We start from the raw sequence: 23,447 nt of genomic DNA, 5'->3' as shown, positions 1-23,447 counted from the left end.
GTTCTACACCTCGTGGCGCAGATGGAAGGATTTGGCTCGGGTCAGGTGCTCGTAGCCAAGGCGCGACAAGGTTACGCCGCGCCCGCTGTTCTTCACCCCGGTCCAGGCCAGGGCCGGGTCCAGATAGTCGCAGCGGTTCATGAACAGGGTGCCGGTGGCGATCTCATCGCCCAGGCGTTCGGCGGCAGCCAGATCCCGGGTCCAGATGGAGGCGCTGAGTCCGAACTCGCTGTCGTTCATCAAGGCGATGGCCTGGTCGTCGCCGGCAACCGGCATGATGCCGACCACCGGGCCAAAGCTTTCCTCGCGCATCACTGACATTTTATGGCTGACGTCGACCAATACCTGGGGCGCGAGGTAGGCACTACCCGGCGCGTCGGCGGGAAAAGCCTTTGGATCGATCAGCGCCCTGGCTCCCTGCGCCACGGCATCGGCGATCTGCCGGCGAACGAATTCGGCGGCGCTCGGCGTAACCATTGGGCCGAGTGTGGTGGCCTGGTCCAGCGGGTTGCCCAGTACGTACTGGCCAGTCAAGGCGACGAAACGCTCGACAAAGGCCGGGTAGATTTTGTCATCGACATAGATGCGCTCGATGGCACAGCAGCTCTGCCCGGAGTTGAAGAAGCTGCCGTCCACCAGGTTTTCTACCGCATGCTCGAGGTTGGCGTCTGCCCGTACATAGGCCGGGTCTTTGCCGCCGAGTTCCAGGCCTATGCCGAGAAAGCTCCCAGTAGCGGCTCTTTGCATGTCTTTGCCGACGTCGACCGAACCGGTGAAGTTCACCTGCTGCACCCCTTCAGAGGCAATGATCGCTGAGGTATAGACATGACTGAGCAGCAGGTTATGGAACAGTCCTTCGGGCAGATTGGCGCGGCGAAACGCCTCGGCGAACCGTTCGCCGACCAACAGGGTTTGCGACGAGTGCTTGAGGATCACGCTGTTGCCGGCCATCAGTGCCGCAATGATGGTATTAACTGCAGTCAGATAGGGGTAATTCCAGGGAGCGACCACCAGTACCGTACCCACTGGTTCGCGCTTGATATAACGCCGAAAGCCCGCAATAGGAGCGGGTTCCAGCGCTGCCAGGGCTTCAGGGGCAATGGCGATCATATGCCGGGCACGTTCTTCGAAGCCGCGCAGCTCAAAGGCGCCATAGCGTACCGGGCGGCCCATCTGCCAGGCCAGTTCCGGCACGATTTCGGCCTGCATCGCCAGCATCGAATCCACGGCGGCGCTGCAGAAGGCGGCGCGTTCGCTCAGTGGCCGGCGCTTCCATAACGCCTGGGCGGCTGCGGCAGCCGTCAGGGCCTGTTCGATCTGCACGGCATTGGCGTAGTGGCGCTCGGCATAGACCCGGCCATCGACCGGTGAGATGAGCTGAATCTTCGCAGTCATGCTGTTCTCAATAGCGCTCGAAGCCGCGCTGCAGTTCCCAGTCGGTGATCCGCCGGTCGTACTCTTTCTGCTCCCATTCGGCGGTGTGCACGTAGTGATCGATCACTTCCTCACCAAACGCCTCGCGCAACATGCTCGAGGCCCGGAGCGCGGCGCAGGCGTCGCGCAGGGTCTTCGACACTTGCGGCAAGTGTTCGTCAAGGTAGGCATCGCCCTCGAAGGGCGGCGCCAGGCTGAGCTTTTCGTCGATACCGGCCAGGCCCGCGGCGATCAAGGCGGCGAAGGCCAGATAGGGATTGAGGTCGGCGCCGCCGATGCGGCATTCGATGCGGATGGCTTTGCTGCCTTCGGCGCACAAACGAAAGCCCGCGGTGCGATTGTCCCGACTCCATACCGCCCGCGTCGGCGCGAAGGTGCCGGCCTGGAAACGCTTGTAGGAATTGATATAGGGCGCGAGAAAACAGGTGATATCGTTGGCGTATTTGAGCTGCCCGGCCACCCAGGAACGCATCAGCGTCGACATGCCAAACTCGGCCTTGGGGTCAAAGAACAGCGGCTTTTTGCCATTTTTGTCCCACAGCGAATTGTGCACATGGCTGCTGGAGCCGGCGGCGTCATAGCGCCACTTGGCCATGAAGGTGATTGCCTTGCCCTGCAGTTGCGCGATCTCCTTGCAGGCGTGCTTGATGATGACGTGGTGATCGGCCATGGTCAGGGCATCGGTATAGCGGATGTTGATCTCTTCCTGGCCCGGGCCCCATTCACCCTTGGAGTTCTCCACGGGAATGCCGGATGCCTGCAGATGCTTGCGAATCGCCCGCAGCACCGGCTCCTCGCGGGTGGTCTGGAGGATGTTGTAATCCTCGATGTAGTGGCCGGCGGTCTTTGGCTTGTGGTAGTTGCGCTCGTGGATGGCCTGGTAACTCTCGTCGAACAGATAGAACTCCAGCTCCGAAGCGAACATGCCGGTATAGCCGCGTTCGCGCAGGCGCTCGATCTGTTTTTTCAGGATCGCCCGCGGGCTGTGGGGCAGGTCGCGCCGGTGGTGATGATCGAGCACGTCGCACAGCACCAGTGCCGTGCACTCCAGCCAGGGTACGCGGCGCAAGGTGGCCATGTCCGGTTTCAGCACAAAGTCGCCATAGCCTTTGCTCCAGCTGGCAGCGGCGTAACCCGGCACCGGCTCCATGTCGATATCGTCGGCGAGCAGGTAATTGCAGCAGTGGGTTTCTTCATGACCGCTGTCGATGAAAAACTCGACCTGGAAGCGCTTGCCGACCAGTCGCCCCTGCATATCGACCATGCACACCAGCACCGTATCGATCTCGCCGGAGGCAGCGGCGCGCTTGAGTTGTTCGAAGGTCAGGAGGGGCTCGGTCATCACGTCAGTCCTGCGTGAAATGTTTGGGCCTGTTCGAATCAAAAGATCGCAGCCTGCGCCAGCTCCTACGCCGGTTGTGTACGCCCATGAGTTTTTGGGTGTATGCAGAACCTGTACCCATACAGCCGTTAATTGTCGGATGTACGCAATACCTGTAGGAACTGGCGTAGCCTGCGATCTTTTGATCTTCCCGCAGATCAGCGGTGAGCCCGGAAAGATCGCAGCCTGCGGCAGCTCCTACGCCGACCGCGTAAAAACACGGAACCTGAGCTACCCCAAGCTTAGACTACTGCTGCCATGCGCAAGTCTCGGCGATGGAAACCTGGATGCTATATTGAAATTCAAGAGCGGGCCGTCCAGCTGTTGGGTTTGGCGGCCCTGCGTCCTGCCGGTTGCACCCGGGAGTTGGCACCATGAGTGAGTTCGTCAAGGTCGCCTGCGTGGGCGAGATCCAACCGGGTACCGGAAAAACGGTAAACCTGGGGGGAACGTCGGTCGCGCTGTTCAACGTCGATGGCCAGTATTTCGCCATTTCCAACACCTGCCCGCACGAGGATGGCCCGTTGGGGGAGGGCATGCTTTGCGGCAGCGTCGTGACCTGTCCCTTTCACGCCTACGAGTTCGACGTGATCAGCGGCGAATGCCTGACGGAATCGGCCTATCACGTCGAGCGGTTCGAGGTTCGGCTGGACGGCAATGACATTCTGTTGCGGGAGTCGGGGGATGGTTGAAGTCAGTCAGTGAGCGCCGGGTGGCCCCAAAAGATCGCAGCCTGCGGCAGCTCCTACAGGTTTTGCATACACCCCGTAATCCGTAGGAGCTGCCGCAGGCTGCGATCTTGGCGATCTCATAGGCGCCGCAGGATAGGGAAGGAGTATAGTTAAAACCATTGAATCGTCCTGCCAGCAGCAGGAGGAGTCAGCGATGAGCACTGACAATGCCGGGATCCGCGAACTCAGCGGCCAGGCGTACAAATACGGTTTCGTCTCCGATCTCGAGAGCGACACGGCACCGCGCGGGCTCAATGAAGACGTTATTCGCCTGATCTCGGCGAAGAAAAACGAGCCGCAGTGGCTGCTTGACTGGCGCCTGAAGGCGTACCGCCACTGGCTGACGATGCGCGAACCCGGCTGGCAGAATGTCCACTACGCGCCCATCGATTACCAGGACATCATCTATTACTCGGCGCCCAAGCCAAAAACTCCAGGGCCCAATAGCCTGGACGAGGTCGATCCCGAGCTGCGGGAGATGTTTGGCAAGCTCGGCATCTCACTTGCCGAACAGGAGCGCCTGACCGGCGTCGCGGTGGACGCCGTGGTCGATTCGGTCTCGGTGGCGACCACCTTCAAGCACAAGCTCGCCGAGGTCGGGGTGATCTTCTGCTCCTTCTCCGAGGCTGTGCAGAACCATCCGGAGTTGGTCCGCAAATACCTGGGCTCGGTGGTCCCCTACAGCGACAACTTCTTCGCCACGCTGAATTCGGCGGTGTTTTCCGACGGGTCTTTCTGCTACGTGCCCAAGGGCGTGCGCTGCCCAATGGAGCTGTCGACCTACTTCCGGATCAACGCAGCCGATACCGGCCAGTTCGAACGCACGCTGATCGTCGCCGAGGAGGGCGCCTACGTCAGCTACCTCGAGGGCTGCACCGCGCCGATGCGCGACAATAACCAGCTGCACGCGGCGGTGGTCGAGCTGGTTGCGCTGGATAACGCCCGGATCAAGTACGCCACGGTGCAGAACTGGTACCCGGGCGATGCACAGGGGCGGGGCGGGATCTTCAACTTTGTCACCAAGCGGGGCAAATGCGCAGGCGCGCACTCGAAGATTTCCTGGACTCAGGTCGAGACCGGTTCCGCCATCACCTGGAAGTATCCCGGGGTGATTCTCCAGGGCGACTATTCGGTCGGCGAGTTCTACTCGGTCGCCCTGACGGCCAACCACCAGCAGGCGGACACCGGCACCAAGATGATCCACATCGGCCGGCACACCCGCAGCACCATTCTCTCCAAGGGGATCAGCGCCGGTCATGGGCAGAACACCTACCGCGGCCTGGTGAAAATCCAGAAAGGCGCGACCGGTGCGCGCAACCATACACAGTGCGACTCCCTCCTTCTCGGCAGCCAGTGTGGCGCCCACACCTTCCCTTATGTCGAGGTGAAGAACCCGAGCGCCCAGGTCGAACACGAGGCCTCCACCTCGAAGATCAGCGATGAGCAACTGTTCTACTGTCGCCAGCGCGGCATCAGCGCGGAGGACGCGGTGCCGATGATCGTCAACGGCTTCTGCCGCGAGGTGCTCAAGGAACTGCCGATGGAGTTCGCGGTGGAAGCCCAGAAACTCCTGGGCGTGAGCCTGGAGGGCTGCGTGGGCTGAGGCCCGGGGTGGAGCATGCTCGAGATCAATGATCTGCACGCCAGCGTCGAAGGCCGTGAAATCCTGCGGGGTATCACCTTGCGGGTCGACGCGGGTGAGGTGCACGCGATCATGGGGCCGAACGGCTCCGGCAAAAGCACCCTGGCCCAGGTACTGGCGGGCCTCGACACCTATGAGGTCAGCGGCGAGGTGCTCTACGAAGGCCAGGATCTGCTCGGCATGCCGGCGGAAGAGCGGGCGGTCGCGGGTATTTTCCTCGCATTTCAGTACCCGGTGGAGATCCCCGGTGTCGGCAACCTCTACTTCCTGCGCACGGCCCTCAACGCCGTGCGCAAGCAGCGTGGCCTCGAGGAACTCGACGCGCTGGATTTCCTCGCGCTGGCCAAGGAGCGCATGGCGTTGGTGGAGATGGACCAGAGCTTTATGAACCGCTCGGTCAACGTCGACTTTTCCGGTGGCGAGAAGAAACGCAACGAAATTTTCCAGATGGCGATTCTCGAACCCAAACTGGCGATCCTCGACGAGACCGACTCGGGCCTCGACATTGACGCGCTGCGGATAGTCGCGACCGGCGTCAACGCGCTGCGGAGCAAGGATCGCGCGCTGCTGATCATCACCCACTACCAGCGACTGCTTGACTATATAGTCCCGGATCGCGTGCACGTCATGGCCAACGGCCGGATCGTCCAGTCCGGCGGCAAGGAGCTGGCCGTCGAGCTCGAGAAGCATGGCTATGCCAGTTTCGAGCAGGATCCGGCAATCCCTGGAGCCGGACCATGACCAGCGCGCCGAATACCGCGGGTACGGCGTTCCTCGCGCAACTTGAGGCAACGGCCAACGACCGGCAGCCCGCCTGGCTGCGGGAATTGCGCCGCGCGGCGTTCCAGTGGGTAGCCGAACACGGCTTTCCTACGGCCAAGGACGAGGCCTGGAAGTACACACGGGTCGCGCCCATCCTGGAGACCCCATTCCAGCCAGCCAGGCCGGGCGCGAGCCGGGGCCTGTCCGACGCCAGCATCGAGCAGCGCATCGGCAACTACGGCGGCCCGCGACTGGTCTTCGTCAACGGCTATTTCGCTGCTGAGTTTTCGGTGCTTGAGGCGCTCCCGCCGGATTCCCGGGTGACCCATTTCGCGACGCTGCTGCGTGCCGACAGCGGGACGCTCGAAGCGCCGTTCTCCCATGCATTCCGCACGCAGCCCCAGGCGTTTACCGCGCTCAATGCGGCCCTCGCCGAGGACGGAGCCCTGGTGCAGATACCCGCTCACACGACGGTCGAAGCGCCGATCCATCTGGTGTTCCTTTCGATCCCGGGCGCCACGCCGCTGATAACCCATCCACGGGCCTTGGTGCGGGTGGGCGCAGGGAGCCGCGCGACCCTGGTGGAAAGCCACCTTGGCGGCGAGGGCGAGGTCTATTTCAGCAATGCCGTCAGCGAGGTGGTACTTGACGCAGGCGCTGCGCTCGAGCATTACACACTGCAGAACGAAAGCACGGCAGCATTCCATGTCGCGCTGCTCAGCGTGCGCCAGGCCGAGGGCAGCCACTTTGCCGCGCATTCCTGGGCACTGGGCGCGGCGCTGGCGCGGCAAGAGGTGCGAGTCGCGCTCGAGGGGCCCGGCGCCGAGGTCGCCCTGAACGGTCTGTACCTGCCACGGGGCAAGCAGCACCTGGACAACCAGACCACCATCGAGCACCTGGCACCGCGCTGCACCAGCCGCGAACTCTATAAAGGCGTGATCGATGAGCGCGGGCATGGGGTCTTCGACGGGCGAATCATCGTGCGCCCGGGGGCGATGAAGACCGATGCCAGCCAGACCAACAAGAATCTCCTGTTGTCGACCCTGGCCCAGATCAATACCCAGCCGCGGCTGGAGATCTTTGCCGATGACGTCAAATGCGCCCACGGTGCCACCGTCGGTCAACTGGATGAACAGGCGCTTTTCTACCTGCGCTCACGAGGGATTTCCCTGGCGGCGGCGCGGTCGATGCTGACCTTTGCGTTCGTCAGCGAGATGCTCGAGCTGATTGACCTGGAGCCGCTGCGGGCCGATGTAGAGCGTCTGGTCGCCGCGCAGCTGCGCAGCCTGGAGGTGTCGCCATGAGTGATATCGAAAGCAGCCTTCACGCGCTACCGAAACAGCTCGACCTTGGGTCAGGCTACGACGTCGAGCGGGTGCGCCGGATGTTCCCGATTCTCGCCCAGCAGATCTATGGCAAACCGCTGGTTTACCTCGACAGCGCCGCGACCAGCCAGAAGCCGCTGGAGGTCATCGAGGCGATTTCGCATTTCTTCTTGCAGGAGAATGCCAACGTGCACCGTGGCGTGCACTACCTCTCGGTGCGCGCCACCGAGGAGTACGAGAAGGCTCGGGCCAAGGTCCAGGGCTTCCTCAACGCCGAGCAGGTCGAAGAGATCGTCTTCGTCCGCGGCACCACCGAAGCGGTCAATCTGGTAGCGCAGACCTATGGCAAGGCGCAGGTCCGCGCGGGCGACGAGGTGCTGATCAGCGCCATGGAGCACCACTCGAATATCGTGCCCTGGCAGATGCTCTGCGAACAAACCGGTGCCCGACTGCGGGTGGCCCCCATCGACGACAGCGGGGAACTGCTGCTCGATGAACTGGAGCGGCTGATCGGGCCCAGGACCCGGCTGGTGGCCGTGACCCATGTCTCGAATGTGCTTGGCACCATCAACCCGATCCGGCGCATTGTCGAACTTGCCCACGCCCGGGGCGTCCGGGTGCTGGTCGATGGCGCCCAGGCGGCCCCGCACCTCGAACAGGTTGACGTGCGAGCACTGGGCTGCGACTTCTACGCGCTGTCGGGCCACAAGATGTACGGTCCCACCGGTATCGGCGTGCTCTATGGCCGCCACGAGCTGCTCGACGCCATGCCGCCTTACCAGGGCGGCGGCGACATGATTCTCTCGGTCAGCTTCGAGAAGACGATCTATAACAAACCGCCGTACCGCTTCGAAGCGGGGACGCCGAACATGGCCGGGGCAATCGGCCTGGGCGCGGCGATCGACTTCATCCGCGAACTGGGGCCAGCGGCTATCGCCGCCCACGAGCAGAGCGTGCTGGCCTACGCGACGAAGGCGCTGGCGGCAGTACCCGGCCTCAGGCTGATCGGCACTGCGGCGCAGAAAGTCGGCGTGCTTTCGTTCGTCCTCGACGGCATCCATCCACACGATATCGGTACCATCCTCGACCGCGAGGGGATCGCGATTCGCACCGGGCACCACTGCGCCCAGCCCCTGATGAACCGCTTCGGGGTGGCCGCCACCGCCCGCGCCTCGCTCGGCTGCTACAGCACCGAGCAGGATATCGATGCACTGGTGACCGGTCTGGCCAAGGTCCGGGAGGTATTTCGATGAGCGGCGACGAGCTGCGCGACCTCTATCAGGACGTGATCATCGACCACGGCAAGCGACCGCGCAATTTCCGCAAGCTCGAGGACGCTACCTGTACTGCGGAGGGCTTCAATCCGCTGTGTGGCGATCAGCTGAGGATCTATCTCAAGCTCGCGGACGGCGTGATCGAGGACATTGGTTTCCAGGGGGTCGGCTGCGCCATCTCCCAGGCCTCGGCATCCTTGATGACCCTGGCGGTCAAGGGGCAGAAACCGGAAGAGGCGCTGGCACTCTTTGCCCGTGTGCATACGTTGCTCACCGAAGGACCCAACGGCCGGGTGACGCCCGGGGAGCTCGGCAAGCTCGCGGTGCTTTCCGGGGTATGGGAGTTCCCGGTGCGGGTCAAGTGCGCCACCCTGGCCTGGCACACCCTGCGCAGCGCCCTCGAAGGAAGCGCCCGGCAGGTTACGACGGAGTAAGCCATGACAGCCGATCCAGTCATCCCCAGGATCCACCTCAGCGACTCGGCGCAGCAAATCCTTGGCGCCGCGCTGGCGGATGGGCGCACAGATTCGGTGCGACTGAGGATCGACGAGGGCTTCGCCCATGAGTTTCTGTTCGAACCCGGCGTCGAGGGCGATATCGTCGTCGAAACCGCCTACGGCATCAGGCTGCTGCTCGATCCCGCCAGCGCTGGGCGAGCCGATGGCCTGTCCATCGACTTTGCGTATGAATTGCAAGGCGCCGGCTTTCATTTCGACAACCCGAATCAGCCTGGCCGTGCGCAGCCGATCGAGCTCACGCGGGACTGCCCGGCGACCCGGATTCCCCACGGCGAGCAGCTGCAACTGCGGCGCGGCGAGCGGGTGATGGTGGCCCAGGCACTGGGTGGCAGCATCACGCTGCAGATCTCCGGAGGCCGGCTGGCGCGGATCGCCGCCGAGGACGCCGATGCCCTGGGGCTCGATGTTCGCCAGCCACAACCCCAACCGGTGCTCAGCGCAGCCTTCGACATCCAGCAGGTGCTCGACACGCTGCGCACCGTCTACGACCCGGAGATTCCGGTCAATGTGGTGGATCTCGGGTTGATTTATCAATGCGCAGCCCGGCCGCTCGCCGATGGCAGCCAGCGCGTCGAGATCAAGATGTCCATGACCGCGCCCGGGTGCGGGATGGGCGACGTGCTGAAGGAGGACGCGCGCGCCAGGGTCCAGAGCATCCCCGGAGTCAGCCAGGTCGAGGTCGAGATCGTCTGGGAGCCGCCCTGGGATCAAAGCCGCATGTCCGATGCGGCCCGTCTGCAGCTTGGCCTGTTCTGAGGAGCCGCCATGAGCAATCGACTCGCCAAAGAAACCTCGCCCTACCTGCGCCAGCACGCAGAGAACCCCGTCGATTGGTATCCCTGGGGCGAGGAAGCGTTCCAGCGTGCCCGCGACGAGGACAAGCCGATCCACCTGTCGCTGGGTTACGCCGCCTGCCACTGGTGCCACGTGATGGCCCACGAGTCGTTCGAGGATCCAGAAGTTGCGCGGCTGATGAACGAATACTTCATCAATATCAAAGTCGACCGCCAGGAGCGGCCGGACCTCGATGACATTTATCAAAAAGTCGTCCAGATGCTGGGGCAGGGCGGCGGCTGGCCGCTGACGGTATTTCTCACCCCGGAGCGCGAGGCGTTCTTCGGCGGCACCTACTTCCCGCCGCAGGAGGGCTACGGCAGGCCAGGATTCAGCCAGCTCCTGCGCGGTGTGAGCGAGGCCTGGCAGAACAACCGCGCGGCGCTGCGACAGAACGTCGAACAGTTCCTCCAGGGTTACCGCGCCATGGACACGCAAATGCTCGAGGGCGACACGCCGCTGGAGCCAGACCAGCCGGCCGCCGCCGCTCGGCTGTTTGCCCGCAACACCGACCCGGTGCACGGTGGCCTGGGCAACGCACCGAAGTTTCCCAACGTGGCCTGCCATGATCTGGTCCTGCGCCTTTATCAGCGTGTGCGCGAGCCGGATTTGCTGAGCTCCCTGGAGCTGACCCTGGATCAGATGGCCGCCGGTGGGCTCTATGATCACCTGGGCGGCGGCTTCGCGCGTTACTGTGTGGATGAACGCTGGGCGGTACCGCATTTCGAAAAGATGCTCTACGACAACGGCCAGTTGGTGAAACTCTATGCCGACGCCTATCGCGCCACTGGCAAGCCAGCCTGGCGGCGGGTGTTCGAGGAGACGATCGAGTACTGCTTGCGTGACATGACCCACCCGGAGGGCGGTTTCTACGCCAGCGAGGACGCCGACAGCGAGGGTGAAGAGGGCAAATTCTATGTGTGGACACCCGCGCAGATGCAGGCCGTCCTCGGCGAGCCGGACGCCGCGCTGGCCTGCCTGGCCTACGGTGTAAGCGCCAGCGGTAACTTCGAGCATGCCAGCACCGTGCTGCACCGCGCAGCCACGCTGGACCCGGCACAGGAAGTGCAACTGGCGGGCCTGCGCGACAAGTTGTTGGCAGCGCGTGCCCAGCGCATTCGCCCGGGACGCGACGAGAACATCCTCACCAGCTGGAACGCATTGATGATCCAGGGGCTCTGCGCCGCCTACCAGGCGACCGGCACCCCAACCCAGCTGGACGCCGCGAAGCACGCCGCCGATTTCATTCTGAACCGACTTTCGACTGCCGAGGGTGGCCTGTACCGCGCCTGGCGGGAGGGCACGGCCAAGGTTCCAGGCTTCCTCGAGGACTACGCCTTCCTCGCCAACGCCTTGCTCGACCTCTATGAGTGCGACTTCGATCAACGTTATCTGGAACGCGCCACCCGGCTGGTCGAGCTGATCCTCGAGAAATTCTGGGACGACGGACTCTACTTCACCCCCAGCGATGGCGAGTCGCTGGTGCACCGGCCACGGGCGCCGCAAGACAATGCCTGGCCGTCGGGCACCTCGACCAGCGTCTGGGCTTTCCTGCGCCTGTTTGAGCTGACCGGCCGCGAGCTTTACCGCGAGCGTGCCGAGCAGGTGTTCGCCATGTACCGCGCTGCCGCCGCGCAGAATCCTTTCGGCTTCGCCCATCTGCTGGCAGCGCAGGACTTCGTCCAGCGTGGCCCGACCAGCATCGTTATTGTTGGCGAACGCGCCACCGCCAGCGCCTTGGTGGCGCGCCTGCAGCGCCGCTACCTGCCGACCCGTGTCCTGGCATTTGCCGAGGATGTACCCATCGGCGTAGGCCAACAGACGCTCGCCCGACAAACCTGCGCCTATGTTTGCCGCAACCGCACCTGCCAAGGCCCTGTAACCAGTGCCGCGCAGCTCGTAGAGCGCTGCCTGGAGTGAAGGGCAAGAACTGCATCACACCTGCAACTCGAGGAGACAAAAGATGGAAAGCAAGAGCGCACGCATCACCTACCAACGTCTCAAACAACAACACCCGGATTACTTTGTCGCTGTGGATGCCCTGGGTGCCGCCGTGCGGCATGCCGGCCCGCTGGACGAACAAGTCCTCCAGCTGATCCAGCTCAGTGCCGCGGCGGCTATCCACTCCGAGGGCGCAGTGCACAGTCACACCCGACGGGCACTTGAAGCAGGCGCCACCACAGAGCAGATCCATCACGCGCTGATCTCACTGACCAGCACGATTGGTTTCCCCACCGTCATTGCGGCCATTAGCTGGGCGGACGATGTGATTGAGAAAGGAAACAAGTCTGTCCCCGGGTAAAGCTTATAACGTTGGCTTGGCATCAGCCAATCCCTGAATGCTTTCAATGAAGGCAGCATTTCAGGATTAATGTGCAATTTTTTATTGCGTGTGCAGACCCTTGCAACCATGGGACAGGATTTCCTGAAGCATACTTCTACTGTCTTTTTTATTGATGAAATTTATGGCGTACAGTGCTTGCTCTGCATCAGAGGGGTCTAATAAAAAAGGCGCTACATTTTCAGCGTCAGCGTTTAAATCGGAGAATAGATTATACTGATCTGCTGAAGCGAAATGCTGCGTTTTCCACCATGGAAGCGTCATTAGCTCATCGTAGGATGGCGCTTCATGTATGGGTGTTTTAACGGTATTGAGCTCGTCAGCCATCAAAGCATTGGCATAGAAATGAAATGCCGTATCGGAATAAATGGATGCTATTTCTGTAAGCAGGATGAGTTTGTCTTCGCGATTCGCATTTGGCTTGAAGAGTCTCGGCATTAACATCAAAGCCACCGAGGAGCCTGGCTTTATAGTGTTGTGGAGATTTCTCAAGCTATCGAGAATTTCTTGATCGCTCAGTATTCGCTGGCTTCCTGAGGATGTTGTGTAATTACCACCTAGCCAAATGACATTATCCATCTCTAAAAATGGGGAGTGAGCGGGCAGGCTGTTCCGCATCATTTTGCGAGTGCTTCGAATAGCTAGAGATGTACTCCAAAGATAGTCATCTTCCATTTGACTCAACTTTTTAAATAACGCCAAGTCTTTGAATCTTAAAAGAAAAATTTGTGATTTTAAAAAAAATACATTAGGTGGTCGAGTGTGTTCCTCTTTTAAGAATTGCATAATGGGAGCGTCAATCAAATGTGAGTACATGCCAATTTTCTTGACCGTGAGTAAATTTTTTCTATTTTCACCAAGGAGCATTTCGCCAACAGCACCTTGCCCAATGAGGAGGATGCAACTGTATTTTTTCGCATCAATAAGATTGGGCGGTATGTCGGATAAATTAACCAAATCTGCTTTTTTCCTAGGCCATTCAGCTATCAGGGCTGCGGCACCATTGGCATCACCACCTTTACCTTTTGTTATTATTAGCACTCGATGGGCCTTGTCCGGACTGGCAACTGCGGTGTTGACTCCCGCCCCAAAAAGCAAACCAACAAGCAGGAGTGTTGAGCATCCATGCTTTTTCATAAATACACCTTGTATTTTCATGTTGGGTTTATATTTTCATACTATTTTTCTGCCCAATAAGTAGCCGCACATAACCACTAAAAGAGCTATGCGGCGTTCTGCTGCTGCTTGATTGCTACTTTACTACGTGAACAAGCGAAAGCTGTGCGCGGAAGTGATTCAAAAGATGAAGGATGGGCCTTGATAAAAGCGGGTCCATTCGCCCAAGGGCCAGGCATTGTTGATTCGCTGAAACGTCTTATTACGGGGCAGGCGCAGCTAACCCAAAAACCACCCACCTGACTCATCAACGCCGCACAGCTCGTAGAACGCTGCCCGGCACCACCGATGATCGGTTTTCATCGTGCCCCGGGCAATCCTGACTAAAATGTCAAGTGTCGGTGACTCTACAGCCGTCACCGTGATCGTCCTGGATCCTGGTTAATACCGGGTACTTCCACCTGATCAGGAGTGCACGATGGACCTCAACCGTCGTCAGTTCTTCAAGGTCGCCGCGCTCGGCCTTGGGGGCTCGAGCCTGGCCGCGCTGGGCATGGCCCCGACGCCTGCCTTCGCCGAGCAAGTGCGCCACTTCAAGCTGGCCCATACCCATGAAACCCGCAACACCTGCCCCTACTGCTCGGTGGGTTGCGGCTTGATCATGTACAGCCAGGGCGATACGGCAAAGAACGTCGCCCAGAGCATCATTCATATCGAAGGCGATGCCGACCATCCAGTCAACCGCGGCACCCTGTGCCCCAAAGGCGCGGGCCTGCTGGACTTCATCCATAGCCCCAGCCGCCTGCAATACCCGCAGGTGCGCAAGCCGGGCAGCGAGGAGTGGACGCGGGTGTCCTGGGATGAAGCGATGGATCGCGTCGCCGACCTGATGAAGGCCGACCGTGACGCCAACTTCGTCGAGAAGAACGCCCAGGGGCAAACGGTGAATCGCTGGCTGACCACCGGTTTCCTTGCTGCCTCCGCGTCCTCCAACGAGTCCGGTTACATGACTCACAAGGTCATTCGCAGCCTGGGCATGCTGGGGTTCGATAACCAGGCACGTGTCTGACATGGCCCGACGGTGGCAAGTCTTGCCCCGACGTATGGCCGTGGTGCCATGACCAACCACTGGACCGATATCGCCAACGCGAATCTGGTCCTGGTGATGGGTGGCAATGCCGCCGAAGCCCACCCTTGTGGCTTCAAATGGGTGACCGAAGCCAAAGCCCACAACAAGGCGCGGCTGATCGTGGTCGATCCAAGGTTCACCCGTACGGCCTCGGTGGCCGACTATTACGCGCCGATCCGCACGGGTACCGACATCGCCTTCATGGGCGGATTGATCAACTATTTGCTCACTGAAGACAAGCTCCAGCACGAGTATGTACGTGCCTATACGGACGTGTCGTTCATCGTCAAATCCGACTTCGGTTTCGAGGACGGGCTGTTTACCGGTTACGACGCAACCAAGCGCACCTACAGCGACAAGTCGAGCTGGGGCTATGAAATCGGCGAGGACGGCTTTGCCAAAGTCGACCCGACCTTGCAGGACCCACGCTGCGTCTACCAGCTGATGAAACACCACTACAGCCGCTACACCCTGGAGCTGGCCAGTCAGGTCTGCGGCATGCCGCAAGACAGCATGCTGAAGATCTGGGAAGAGATCGCCACTTGCTCGCAACCGGGCAAGACCATGACGATCCTCTACGCCCTGGGTTGGACCCAGCATTCGACCGGTTCGCAGATGATCCGCAGCGCGGCCATGGTGCAACTGCTGCTGGGCAACGTCGGCATGCCGGGCGGGGGCGTCAATGCCCTGCGCGGGCACTCCAATATCCAGGGCCTGACCGACCTTGGGCTACTGTCCAATCTGCTGCCCGGTTACCTGACCCTGCCGGCCGACGCCGAGCAGGACTATGACGCCTACATCGCCAAGCGCGCACTCAAGCCGTTGCGCCCCGGGCAGATGTCCTATTGGCAGAACTACGGCAAGTTCCACGTCAGCCTGATGAAGGCCTGGTACGGCGCCAATGCCACCGCAGAGAACCATTGGGGCTACGACTGGCTGCCCAAGCTCGACATCCCCGGCTACGACATCCTGAAAATGTTCGACATGATGGGCAAGGGCGAGGTCAATGGCTACGTTTGCCAGGGCTTCAACCCGATCGCCGCCTTGCCTGACAAGAACCGTGTGATGAAGGCGCTGGCCAAACTCAAGTGGCTGGTGGTGATGGACCCGCTGGCCACCGAGACCTCGGAGTTCTGGCGCAACGTCGGGCCTTACAACGATGTGGAAACGGCCAACATCCAGACCGAAGTCATCCGCCTGCCCACCACCTGCTTCGCCGAAGAAAACGGCTCGCTGGTCAACAGCGGCCGCTGGCTGCAATGGCACTGGAAAGGCGCCGATGGCCCGGGGCAAGCGCGCACCGACGTGAAAATCATGAGCGATCTGTTCTTGCGCCTGCGCCAGCGTTACCAAGCCAATGGCGGTGCCTGGGCCGAGCCGATCCTCAAGCTCGACTGGCCCTACAAGATGCCCGATGATCCCACGCCGGAAGAGCTGGCCCGGGAATCCAACGGCTACGCCATCGCCGATGTCACCGACGCCACAGGCGCTGTGGTGGTCAAGGCCGGGCAGCAGTTGTCCGGCTTCGCCCAGCTCAAGGACGATGGCAGCACGGCGTCCGGCTGCTGGATCTTCTGCGGCAGCTGGACCGAGCAGGGCAACCTGATGGCCCGTCGCGACAACAGCGACCCCTTCGGCATGAAGCAGAACCTGGGGTGGGCCTGGGCCTGGCCGATGAACCGGCGGATTCTCTACAACCGTGCCTCTTGCGACCCTCAAGGCAAACCCTGGGCCGAGAACAAACGGCTGGTGTGGTGGAACGGCAAGGTCTGGACCGGCACCGACGTGCCCGACTACAAGGTCGACGCCGCACCGGAAGCGGGCATCAACCCGTTCATCATGAACCCCGAAGGCGTGGCCCGTTTCTTCGCCCTCGACAAGATGAACGAAGGACCGTTCCCGGAGCATTACGAACCGTTCGAGACGCCTATCGGCATCAACCCGATGCACCCGAACAACAAGCAGGCGACCAGCAACCCGGCCGGGCGGATCTTCGATTCGGTCTGGGACACCCTCGGGCAGGCCAAGGACTTCCCTTACGCGGCAACCAGCTACCGGCTGACCGAGCACTTCCACTTCTGGACCAAGCATTGTCCGATCAATGCCGTGACCCAGCCTGAGCAGTTTGTCGAGATTGGTGAAGCGCTGGCCAAGGAGAAGGGCATTGCCGCCGGTGACCGGGTGCGGGTCAGTTGCAAACGCGGGCATATCGAAGCGGTGGCGGTGGTGACCAAGCGGATCCGTCCGCTGCAGGTCAACAATCAGGTGGTGCACCAGATCGGTATTCCGTTGCACTGGGGCTTCACCGGCGCCACCCGTCACGGTTACCTGACCAACACCCTGGTGCCATTCCTCGGCGATGGCAACACCCAGACCCCGGAATCCAAGTCATTCCTGGTCAACGTGGAGAAAGTCTAAATGGCCAGCCAAGACATCATCGCCCGTTCGGCCACCACCACCGTTCCGCCTTCGGTGCGCACTCAAGAGGAAGTGGCCAAGCTGATCGACACCACCAAGTGCATCGGCTGCAAGGCCTGCCAGGTCGCCTGCTCGGAATGGAACGAGCTGCGCGACGATGTCGGTCACAACTTCGGTACCTACGACAACCCTCATGACCTCAGCGCAGACACCTGGACCTTGATGCGCTTCACCGAGCATGAAACCGCTGCCGGCAACCTGGAATGGCTGATTCGCAAGGACGGCTGCATGCACTGCGCCGAGCCCGGCTGCCTGGCGGCGTGCCCGAGCCCGGGGGCGATCATCAAGCACGCCAACGGCATCGTCGACTTCGATCAGGACCATTGCATCGGCTGCGGGTATTGCATCACGGGTTGCCCTTTCAACATCCCGCGTATCTCGCAAAAGGACCACAAGGCCTACAAGTGCACACTGTGCTCGGACCGGGTGGCGGTGGGACTGGAACCGGCCTGCGTGAAAACCTGTCCGACCGGCGCCATTGTCTTCGGCACCAAGGAAGACATGAAAGAACACGCCGCCGAACGCATCGTCGACCTCAAGAGCCGCGGTTTCGAAAACGCCGGCTTGTATGACCCCGAGGGTGTCGGCGGCACCCACGTCATGTATGTGCTGCACCATGCCGACACACCCAGGTTATATGCCGGGCTGCCGGATCACCCGGCGATCAGTCCGCTGGTGGACCTGTGGAAAGGCCTGAGCAAACCCCTGGCGTTATTGGCCATGGGCGCGGCGGTGCTGGCCGGGTTCTTCCACTACGTGCGCATCGGGCCGCAGTTGGTCGAGGAGGACGAACATCCGACCACCATCGACCCGGTCGTGCATGAAGTCGATCCGTCGGTGCACACCTTTGATCCCGGGAAGCCGGGCGGGGAGGACAGGCCATGAACGACAAACCTATCCTGCGCTACACCGCCAACCAGCGCACCAATCACTGGCTGGTGGCGATTCTGTTTCTCATGGCCGCGCTGTCGGGTCTGGCCTTGTTCCATCCAGGGTTGTTCTGGCTCAGCAACCTGTTTGGCGGCGGCTCGTGGACGCGCATTCTGCATCCGTACATGGGCGTGGCGATGTTTGTGCTGTTCCTCGGCCTGGTGTTCAGTTTCTGGCGGGCGAATTACTTCAGCGCCAACGACCGGTTATGGCTCAGGCGCGTCGGGCGCGTGATGCGTAACGAGGAGGAGGGCGTGCCGCCGATCGGCAAGTACAACCCGGGGCAGAAGCTGCTGTTCTGGGTGTTGCTGATCTGCATGCTGGTACTGCTGTTCAGCGGGCTGGTGATCTGGCGCGCCTGGTTCAGCGAGTATTTCGGCATCACCAGCCTTCGCTGGGCGATGCTGCTGCATGCGTTGGCGGGGTTCATCCTGGTATTGAGCATCATCGTCCACGTCTACGCTGGTATCTGGATTCGCGGTTCGGTCCACGCCATGGTGCGTGGTGGGGTCAGCCGCGCCTGGGCAAAAAAACACCATGAACTCTGGTACCGGGAAGTGACCGGTGACGAGACGCCTGAGCGACCGATCACGAAAAAAGGATGACCCCTTGGCCACGATCCTCGAGCCCGGGCAGATAGAAGCGGCGGCGAGTTCACCGCCGTTTCTGCACCTGCCACCGAACAACCTGTTCACCTTGCGCGCATTGCGCCTGGAACGCCTGGCCGACGAGCATCCACTGGCGGACTATCTGCGTTTGATCGCGGGTCTGTGTCATGTTCAGCAGCGCCTGATGGACGATCCGCCCGTGGCCGCCATGCTCGATCCCGAACGCCTGCGGGTGTGCGTGGAACATGGCTTGCCACCGTTCGCTGCCGACAGTCTGGTACGCGAAGACGTTTGGCTGCCGTATCTCGAGGCCTTGTTGCAGCGTTATCCGGCACCGCCTCAACCGGCGATAGAAAAAGCGCTGGCCACCTTGCGCAACGCCAACACCGGGCAACGCAAAGCCTGGGCGATTGCTTTGGTCAGCGGCCAATATTCACTGCTGCCGGCGGCGCTGGCGCCGTTTCTCGGTGCTGCGCTGCAAGCGGCCTGGAGCCATTGGCTGCTGAACACGCCAAACCTTGAACTGCAGCGTGGCGACAGCCTCAGCCAATGCCCGGCCTGCGGCTCGCCGGCGATGGCCGGGGTCATTCATCATCGCGGCAAATACAACGGTTTGCGTTATCTGGTGTGCTCGTTGTGTGCCTGCGAATGGCACGTGGTGCGGGTCAAATGCGTGTATTGCGAACAGAGCAAGGGGCTTGAATACGTCAGCTTCGAGGATGACCGGCACGCCGCCAATCAGGCGCCGTTGCGGGCGGAAGTCTGTCCCGGCTGCAACAGCTATCTGAAATTGATCTACCTGGAGAACGACGCCGAAGCCGAAGCGCTCTCGGCGGATCTGTCCAGCCTGATCCTGGACATGCGCCTGGAGCAGGAAGGCTATCAGCGCCTGTCACCCAATCTGATGCTGGCACCGGGAGGCGACTGAGCTTATCCCTTTGAGCTTGCCCCTGCGAGCTTATGCCTATGAGCTCAGCGGCTACACTCAGACGCGACGGTCAATCGCTTCCGGGAGCCTCTGATGTCCGCCAGATCCGCCAGCCAGGCATTGCGGCTGCCCTCCATCGACAGCTTGCTGCGCCATCCTGCCTGCCAGTTGCTGGCCGAGCGTTACGGGCATGACGCGCTGCTGGCCGGCCTGCGGCAACTGCTTGATGACTTGCGCGAGCCGGTGCACAAGGGTGAACTGGATGCCGTTGAAATCGCCCCCGACGTATTGGCGGGGAGGGCAGGCGAGCGTCTGGCCATCCAGCATCGCAGCCAGCTCCGCAGGGTGTTCAATCTCACAGGGACTGTGCTGCATACCAACCTCGGTCGGGCGCTGCTGCCGGAGGAAGCCATTGAGGCAGTGCAACTGGCTGCCCGCTATCCGCTCAATCTGGAATTCGACTTGCAAAGCGGCAAGCGCGGCGACCGCGACGACTTGATCGAAGGCCTGATCCGCGAGCTGACCGGTGCCGAGGCGGTGACGGTGGTCAACAACAACGCCGCCGCCGTGTTGCTCGCCCTCAACAGCCTGGGCGCGCGCAAGGAGGGCATTATCTCCCGAGGTGAGCTGATCGAAATCGGCGGTGCTTTTCGCATTCCCGACATCATGGCCCGGGCCGGGGTCAGGCTGCAGGAAGTGGGCACCACCAACCGCACCCATGCCCGGGATTACGAAGCTGCCATCGGCCCGCGCAGCGGACTGTTGATGCGCGTGCACACCAGCAACTACAGCATCCAGGGCTTCACCGCCCAGGTGCCGACTGCCGAGCTTGCGCAACTGGCCCACCGACACGGGTTGCCGCTGCTCGCGGACCTGGGCAGCGGTAGCCTGTTGGACCTGACCCGCTGGGGCCTGCCCGCCGAACCCACGGTGCGCCAGGCCCTTACCGATGGGGCCGATATCGTCACCTTCAGCGGTGACAAGTTGTTGGGTGGCCCTCAGGCGGGATTGATCGTCGGCCGCAAGGACCTGATCGCGCGGATCAAGAAGAACCCGCTCAAGCGTGCCTTGCGGGTGGACAAACTGACCCTGGCCGCCCTCGAAGCGGTGCTGGGGCTCTACCGCGACCCCGATCGGCTGGCCGAACGCTTGCCCAGTCTGCGCCTGCTCACCCGCCCGCAGGCCGATATCCTCGCCCAGGCCGAACGCCTGCGCCCGCTGTTGGCGCGGGTATTGGGCGACGGCTGGAGTGTGGCTGCGCTGCCGGCGCTGGGAATGATCGGCAGCGGCAGCCAACCGGTGGCCCGGCTGCCAAGTGCCGCTCTGTGTCTGCGCCCGCACGTACCCAAACGGTTGCGCGGACGACAGCTGCACGGCCTGGAGAAAGCCTTGCGAGCCTTGCCCATTCCGGTGCTCGGGCGCATCGACGACGATGCTCTATGGCTGGACCTGCGCCAACTGGACGACGAAGCGGCGTGGTTGGCCCAACTCGATCAACTGCAAGAGGAGGGCCGGGCAGGGTGATTGTCGGCACTGCGGGGCACATAGACCACGGCAAGACTACCTTGCTCCAGGCCCTGACCGGCCAGGCCGGTGATCGTCGCCGGGAAGAACGCGAACGTGGCCTCACCATCGACCTGGGCTACCTCTACGCGGCGCTGGAACCGGGTGCGGCCCTGACTGGCTTTATCGACGTGCCCGGCCATGAGCGCTTCATCCATAACATGCTCGCTGGCGCCCAGGGCATTGACCTGGTGCTGCTGGTGGTGGCGGCCGATGACGGGGTAATGCCTCAGACCCGCGAGCATTTGGCGATTGTCGAGTTGCTGGGGATCCCCCGGATGCTGGTGGCGATCAGCAAGTGCGACCGGGTCGACCCGGCGCGGGTACAGGCGGTACACGCCCAGGTCACGGCATTGCTGGAGCCTGGAGCTTATTGCGGCGCACCGCAGTTCCCGGTGTCGAGTCTGATCGGGGAGGGTATCGAGGCCCTGCGTCAGGCGTTGCTGGCCGCCCAGAACGAGGTCCGGCAGCGCAGCGTTGGCGGCGGTTTTCGCTTGGCAATCGACCGTGCTTTCAGCATAGCCGGGGCTGGTATTGTGGTCACCGGCACGGCCCTGGCCGGGCAGGTGAAGGTGGGCGACACGCTGCTGTTGGGCCAAGTCGGCAAGCCTGTGCGGGTGCGTGGCTTGCATGCGCAGAATCAGGCCGCCGTCGAGGCCTGGGCCGGTCAACGAGTGGCGTTGAACCTGAGTGCCGAACGTCTGGCCCTGGAACAGATCCACCGGGGTGACTGGCTGCTGGCCGAGTGGCTGCATGCGCCTACCCGGCGCCTGGACATCGAGATGCAGCTATTGGCCAGCGAGCCAAGGGCCTTCGAACATTTCAGTCCGGTGCACGTGCACCTGGGCACTCAGGACGTCACTGCCCGGGTCGCATTGCTGGAGGGCATCCGCCTGGCACCGGGTGAGCGGATGTTCGCGCAACTGTTGGTGAATACGCCGATGCAGGCGGTGCAGGGTGATCGCCTGGTCCTGCGCGACCAGAGCGCCCGACGCACCCTCGGGGGTGGTCGGGTGCTGGACCCATTCGCGCCAGCCCGTCAACGCCGCAGTCCGGCGCGGTTGGCGCAACTGCAGGCGTTGGCCGCAACCGAAAGTCTGGAACAGGTACTGCCTGCGCTGCTTGCCAACAGTGATACCGGACTCGATCCGCAACGCCTTGAGCGTCAGTTCAATCGCCTGCGCAGCAGCTGGAATTTACCGCCTGATGTCTGCGTCATTACCACGCGCCAAGGTCCATTGTTGTTCAGCGTTGTCCGTTGGCAGGCCCTTAAAGCTTCGTTGCTGGAGCAACTGGCGCGGTTTCATCAACTTGAACCGGACCAACTGGGACCGGACCGCGATCGCTTGCGCCGGTTCGCAGCGATGCCGCTGGACCGGCCGACATTCATCAGCTTGCTTGACGAATTGCTGGCCAGCGGCGTTATTGAAGTCAGTGGGCCCTGGCTGCATTTACCCGAACACCAGGCGCGCCTGAGCGAAGAAGACGAGGCCATGTGGCAACAATTGCAGCCGCTGCTCGAACAGGCTGGTTTCGATCCACCCTGGGTCCGCGGCCTGGCCAGCGCTATCGGCCGTGACGAAGCTGCCGTGCGCTTGCTGCTGCGCAAAATGGCCAGACTAGGGAAGGTGCATCAAGTCGTGCGTGACCTGTTTTACACTGACGCCAGGGTACGCCAAATGGCGACTATGCTAGTGCAACTGGTTGCTGATAAGCCGCAGATCCAGGCAGCGGAGTTTCGCGACAGGGTGGGCTTGGGCCGCAAGCGCAGCATTCAGATACTTGAGTTCTTCGACCGGATTGGCTTGACCCGACGGCTTGGCGACCAGCGCTGCATCCGTGCGGACAACGCACTGGCCCAACGGACCGAAGGCTGACTTCAAGGAAGGCAATCGCGCCCGGTGGCGCGGCCGGGCTTCAAACCCGGTTGGGGACGGCAGCCGTTCCCGGGCAGGTTCGACTCCCGCTGCCTTCCGCCATTTAGCGCAGGTCTTGTTGATCAACAGGTTGCTGACAGGAAAACGTCGGTACTGACCTCCCGCGACCCCAGCGCGAAAGGATTTTGGAAGAACGGCGCTGCCGACTTCCGTCACTGGCCGGATGGCCCGCGATAACCTTTGGCAAGGGCGAGCCGTAGCAAAAACCGGTGTACAATTTTTGAGCACGAAGCTCAAGAATCACCAGGTGCGATGTCGTTGCCTGCCTGTCCCCCGACCCAGTCCTCTGCCGAGCGCTGGGCCTTGTCGGAGGTTTTCATGAATAGGTTATCGTCCATAAGTCTGTGCCTCGCCTTGTCACTTGCCGGTACCCAGGGATGGGCGGAAACAGTCGTGCCAATGAAGGGCCAGACTTCGCAACAAATCCAGCTGGACATCACCGACTGTCAAGCCGTGGCTGCCAGCCAGAGCGCCGCGAGCGCGCCGCCGCCTGCCGGCGGCAGACTTCGTGGAGCC

Annotated in this window: 18 protein-coding genes, 1 tRNA gene and 1 pseudogene; 17 read left to right on the top strand and 3 right to left on the bottom strand. The window is 61.9% G+C overall.

What is annotated here, in order from left to right:
* Positions 1 to 3 precede the first annotated feature (3 nt).
* Both F8N21_RS13275 and F8N21_RS13270 read right to left on the bottom strand, forming a co-directional pair.
* Complete coding sequence (locus tag F8N21_RS13275) at positions 4 to 1,395, bottom strand: aldehyde dehydrogenase family protein (RefSeq protein ID WP_150642572.1); 1,392 nt, start codon at positions 1,393 to 1,395, stop codon at positions 4 to 6.
* Between the two features lie 7 nt (positions 1,396 to 1,402).
* Entirely contained in the window at positions 1,403 to 2,776 is a 1,374-nt protein-coding gene (locus F8N21_RS13270; RefSeq protein WP_150642571.1) for a glutamine synthetase family protein, read from the bottom strand.
* A gap of 413 nt (positions 2,777 to 3,189) precedes the next feature.
* Here F8N21_RS13270 and F8N21_RS13265 point away from each other — a divergent pair, with 413 nt between their 5' ends.
* The 9 genes from F8N21_RS13265 (at position 3,190) to F8N21_RS13225 (ending at position 12,203) form a co-directional block, all read left to right on the top strand.
* Positions 3,190 to 3,507 (top strand): Rieske (2Fe-2S) protein, encoded by a 318-nt coding sequence (locus tag F8N21_RS13265; protein ID WP_150642570.1) that lies wholly within the window; start codon positions 3,190 to 3,192, stop codon positions 3,505 to 3,507.
* A 193-nt stretch (positions 3,508 to 3,700) separates the two neighbouring features.
* Positions 3,701 to 5,149, top strand: a complete 1,449-nt coding sequence (sufB, locus tag F8N21_RS13260; RefSeq protein ID WP_150642569.1) for a Fe-S cluster assembly protein SufB — start codon at positions 3,701 to 3,703, stop codon at positions 5,147 to 5,149.
* Between the two features lie 15 nt (positions 5,150 to 5,164).
* Positions 5,165 to 5,929, top strand: a complete 765-nt coding sequence (sufC, locus tag F8N21_RS13255; protein WP_150642568.1) for a Fe-S cluster assembly ATPase SufC — start codon at positions 5,165 to 5,167, stop codon at positions 5,927 to 5,929.
* Positions 5,926 to 7,254: a Fe-S cluster assembly protein SufD gene (gene sufD / locus F8N21_RS13250; protein WP_150642567.1), complete on the top strand. Its 1,329-nt coding sequence runs from the start codon at positions 5,926 to 5,928 to the stop codon at positions 7,252 to 7,254. Before sufC ends, sufD begins: the two co-directional genes overlap by 4 nt.
* Complete coding sequence (locus F8N21_RS13245) at positions 7,251 to 8,528, top strand: cysteine desulfurase (RefSeq protein ID WP_150642566.1); 1,278 nt, start codon at positions 7,251 to 7,253, stop codon at positions 8,526 to 8,528. Before sufD ends, F8N21_RS13245 begins: the two co-directional genes overlap by 4 nt.
* Entirely contained in the window at positions 8,525 to 8,983 is a 459-nt protein-coding gene (gene sufU / locus F8N21_RS13240) for a Fe-S cluster assembly sulfur transfer protein SufU (RefSeq protein WP_150642565.1), read from the top strand. The genes F8N21_RS13245 and sufU overlap by 4 nt, the downstream gene beginning before the upstream one ends.
* Positions 8,984 to 8,986: 3 nt before the next feature.
* A complete protein-coding gene (gene sufT / locus F8N21_RS30455; protein ID WP_191624308.1) occupies positions 8,987 to 9,823 on the top strand; it encodes a putative Fe-S cluster assembly protein SufT in 837 nt (278 codons plus the stop codon).
* 9 nt (positions 9,824 to 9,832) lie between these two features.
* Entirely contained in the window at positions 9,833 to 11,821 is a 1,989-nt protein-coding gene (locus F8N21_RS13230; protein WP_150642564.1) for a thioredoxin domain-containing protein, read from the top strand.
* Between the two features lie 43 nt (positions 11,822 to 11,864).
* Entirely contained in the window at positions 11,865 to 12,203 is a 339-nt protein-coding gene (locus F8N21_RS13225; protein WP_150642563.1) for a carboxymuconolactone decarboxylase family protein, read from the top strand.
* 81 nt (positions 12,204 to 12,284) lie between these two features.
* Here the strand turns inward: F8N21_RS13225 and F8N21_RS30875 are convergent, their stop codons facing one another.
* Positions 12,285 to 13,379, bottom strand: a complete 1,095-nt coding sequence (locus tag F8N21_RS30875) for a hypothetical protein (protein ID WP_150642562.1) — start codon at positions 13,377 to 13,379, stop codon at positions 12,285 to 12,287.
* A gap of 457 nt (positions 13,380 to 13,836) precedes the next feature.
* On the opposite strand from F8N21_RS30875, the gene fdnG reads away from it, so the two are divergent.
* The 8 genes and pseudogenes from fdnG to F8N21_RS30870 form a co-directional block, all read left to right on the top strand.
* Positions 13,837 to 16,905 carry a formate dehydrogenase-N subunit alpha gene (gene fdnG, locus F8N21_RS13215; protein WP_150642561.1) on the top strand — a complete coding sequence of 1,023 codons (3,069 nt, stop codon included), beginning with the start codon at positions 13,837 to 13,839 and terminating at the stop codon, positions 16,903 to 16,905.
* On the top strand, positions 16,906 to 17,850 hold the full coding sequence (gene fdxH, locus F8N21_RS13210; protein WP_150642560.1) for a formate dehydrogenase subunit beta: 945 nt from the start codon (positions 16,906 to 16,908) through the stop codon (positions 17,848 to 17,850).
* On the top strand, positions 17,847 to 18,500 hold the full coding sequence (locus F8N21_RS13205) for a formate dehydrogenase subunit gamma (protein WP_150642559.1): 654 nt from the start codon (positions 17,847 to 17,849) through the stop codon (positions 18,498 to 18,500). Before fdxH ends, F8N21_RS13205 begins: the two co-directional genes overlap by 4 nt.
* Before the next feature lie 4 nt (positions 18,501 to 18,504).
* A complete protein-coding gene (gene fdhE, locus F8N21_RS13200) occupies positions 18,505 to 19,431 on the top strand; it encodes a formate dehydrogenase accessory protein FdhE (protein ID WP_150642558.1) in 927 nt (308 codons plus the stop codon).
* Positions 19,432 to 19,524: 93 nt separating this feature from the next.
* Positions 19,525 to 20,955, top strand: a complete 1,431-nt coding sequence (gene selA, locus F8N21_RS13195; protein WP_150642557.1) for an L-seryl-tRNA(Sec) selenium transferase — start codon at positions 19,525 to 19,527, stop codon at positions 20,953 to 20,955.
* The gene (gene selB / locus F8N21_RS13190) at positions 20,952 to 22,871 is read left to right on the top strand and encodes a selenocysteine-specific translation elongation factor (protein ID WP_150642556.1); all 1,920 of its coding nucleotides are present in this window, start codon (positions 20,952 to 20,954) and stop codon (positions 22,869 to 22,871) included. The genes selA and selB overlap by 4 nt, the downstream gene beginning before the upstream one ends.
* A gap of 6 nt (positions 22,872 to 22,877) precedes the next feature.
* Positions 22,878 to 22,973, top strand: a tRNA-Sec gene (locus F8N21_RS13185).
* A 276-nt stretch (positions 22,974 to 23,249) separates the two neighbouring features.
* A pseudogene (locus F8N21_RS30870) lies at positions 23,250 to 23,447 on the top strand (hypothetical protein); the annotation flags it as partial.

This window comes from Pseudomonas fluorescens, assembly GCF_902497895.1.
GTDB classification, from domain to species: Bacteria; Pseudomonadota; Gammaproteobacteria; order Pseudomonadales; family Pseudomonadaceae; genus Aquipseudomonas; species Aquipseudomonas fluorescens_BP.
This window is presented reverse-complemented; position numbering and strand designations above follow the sequence as displayed.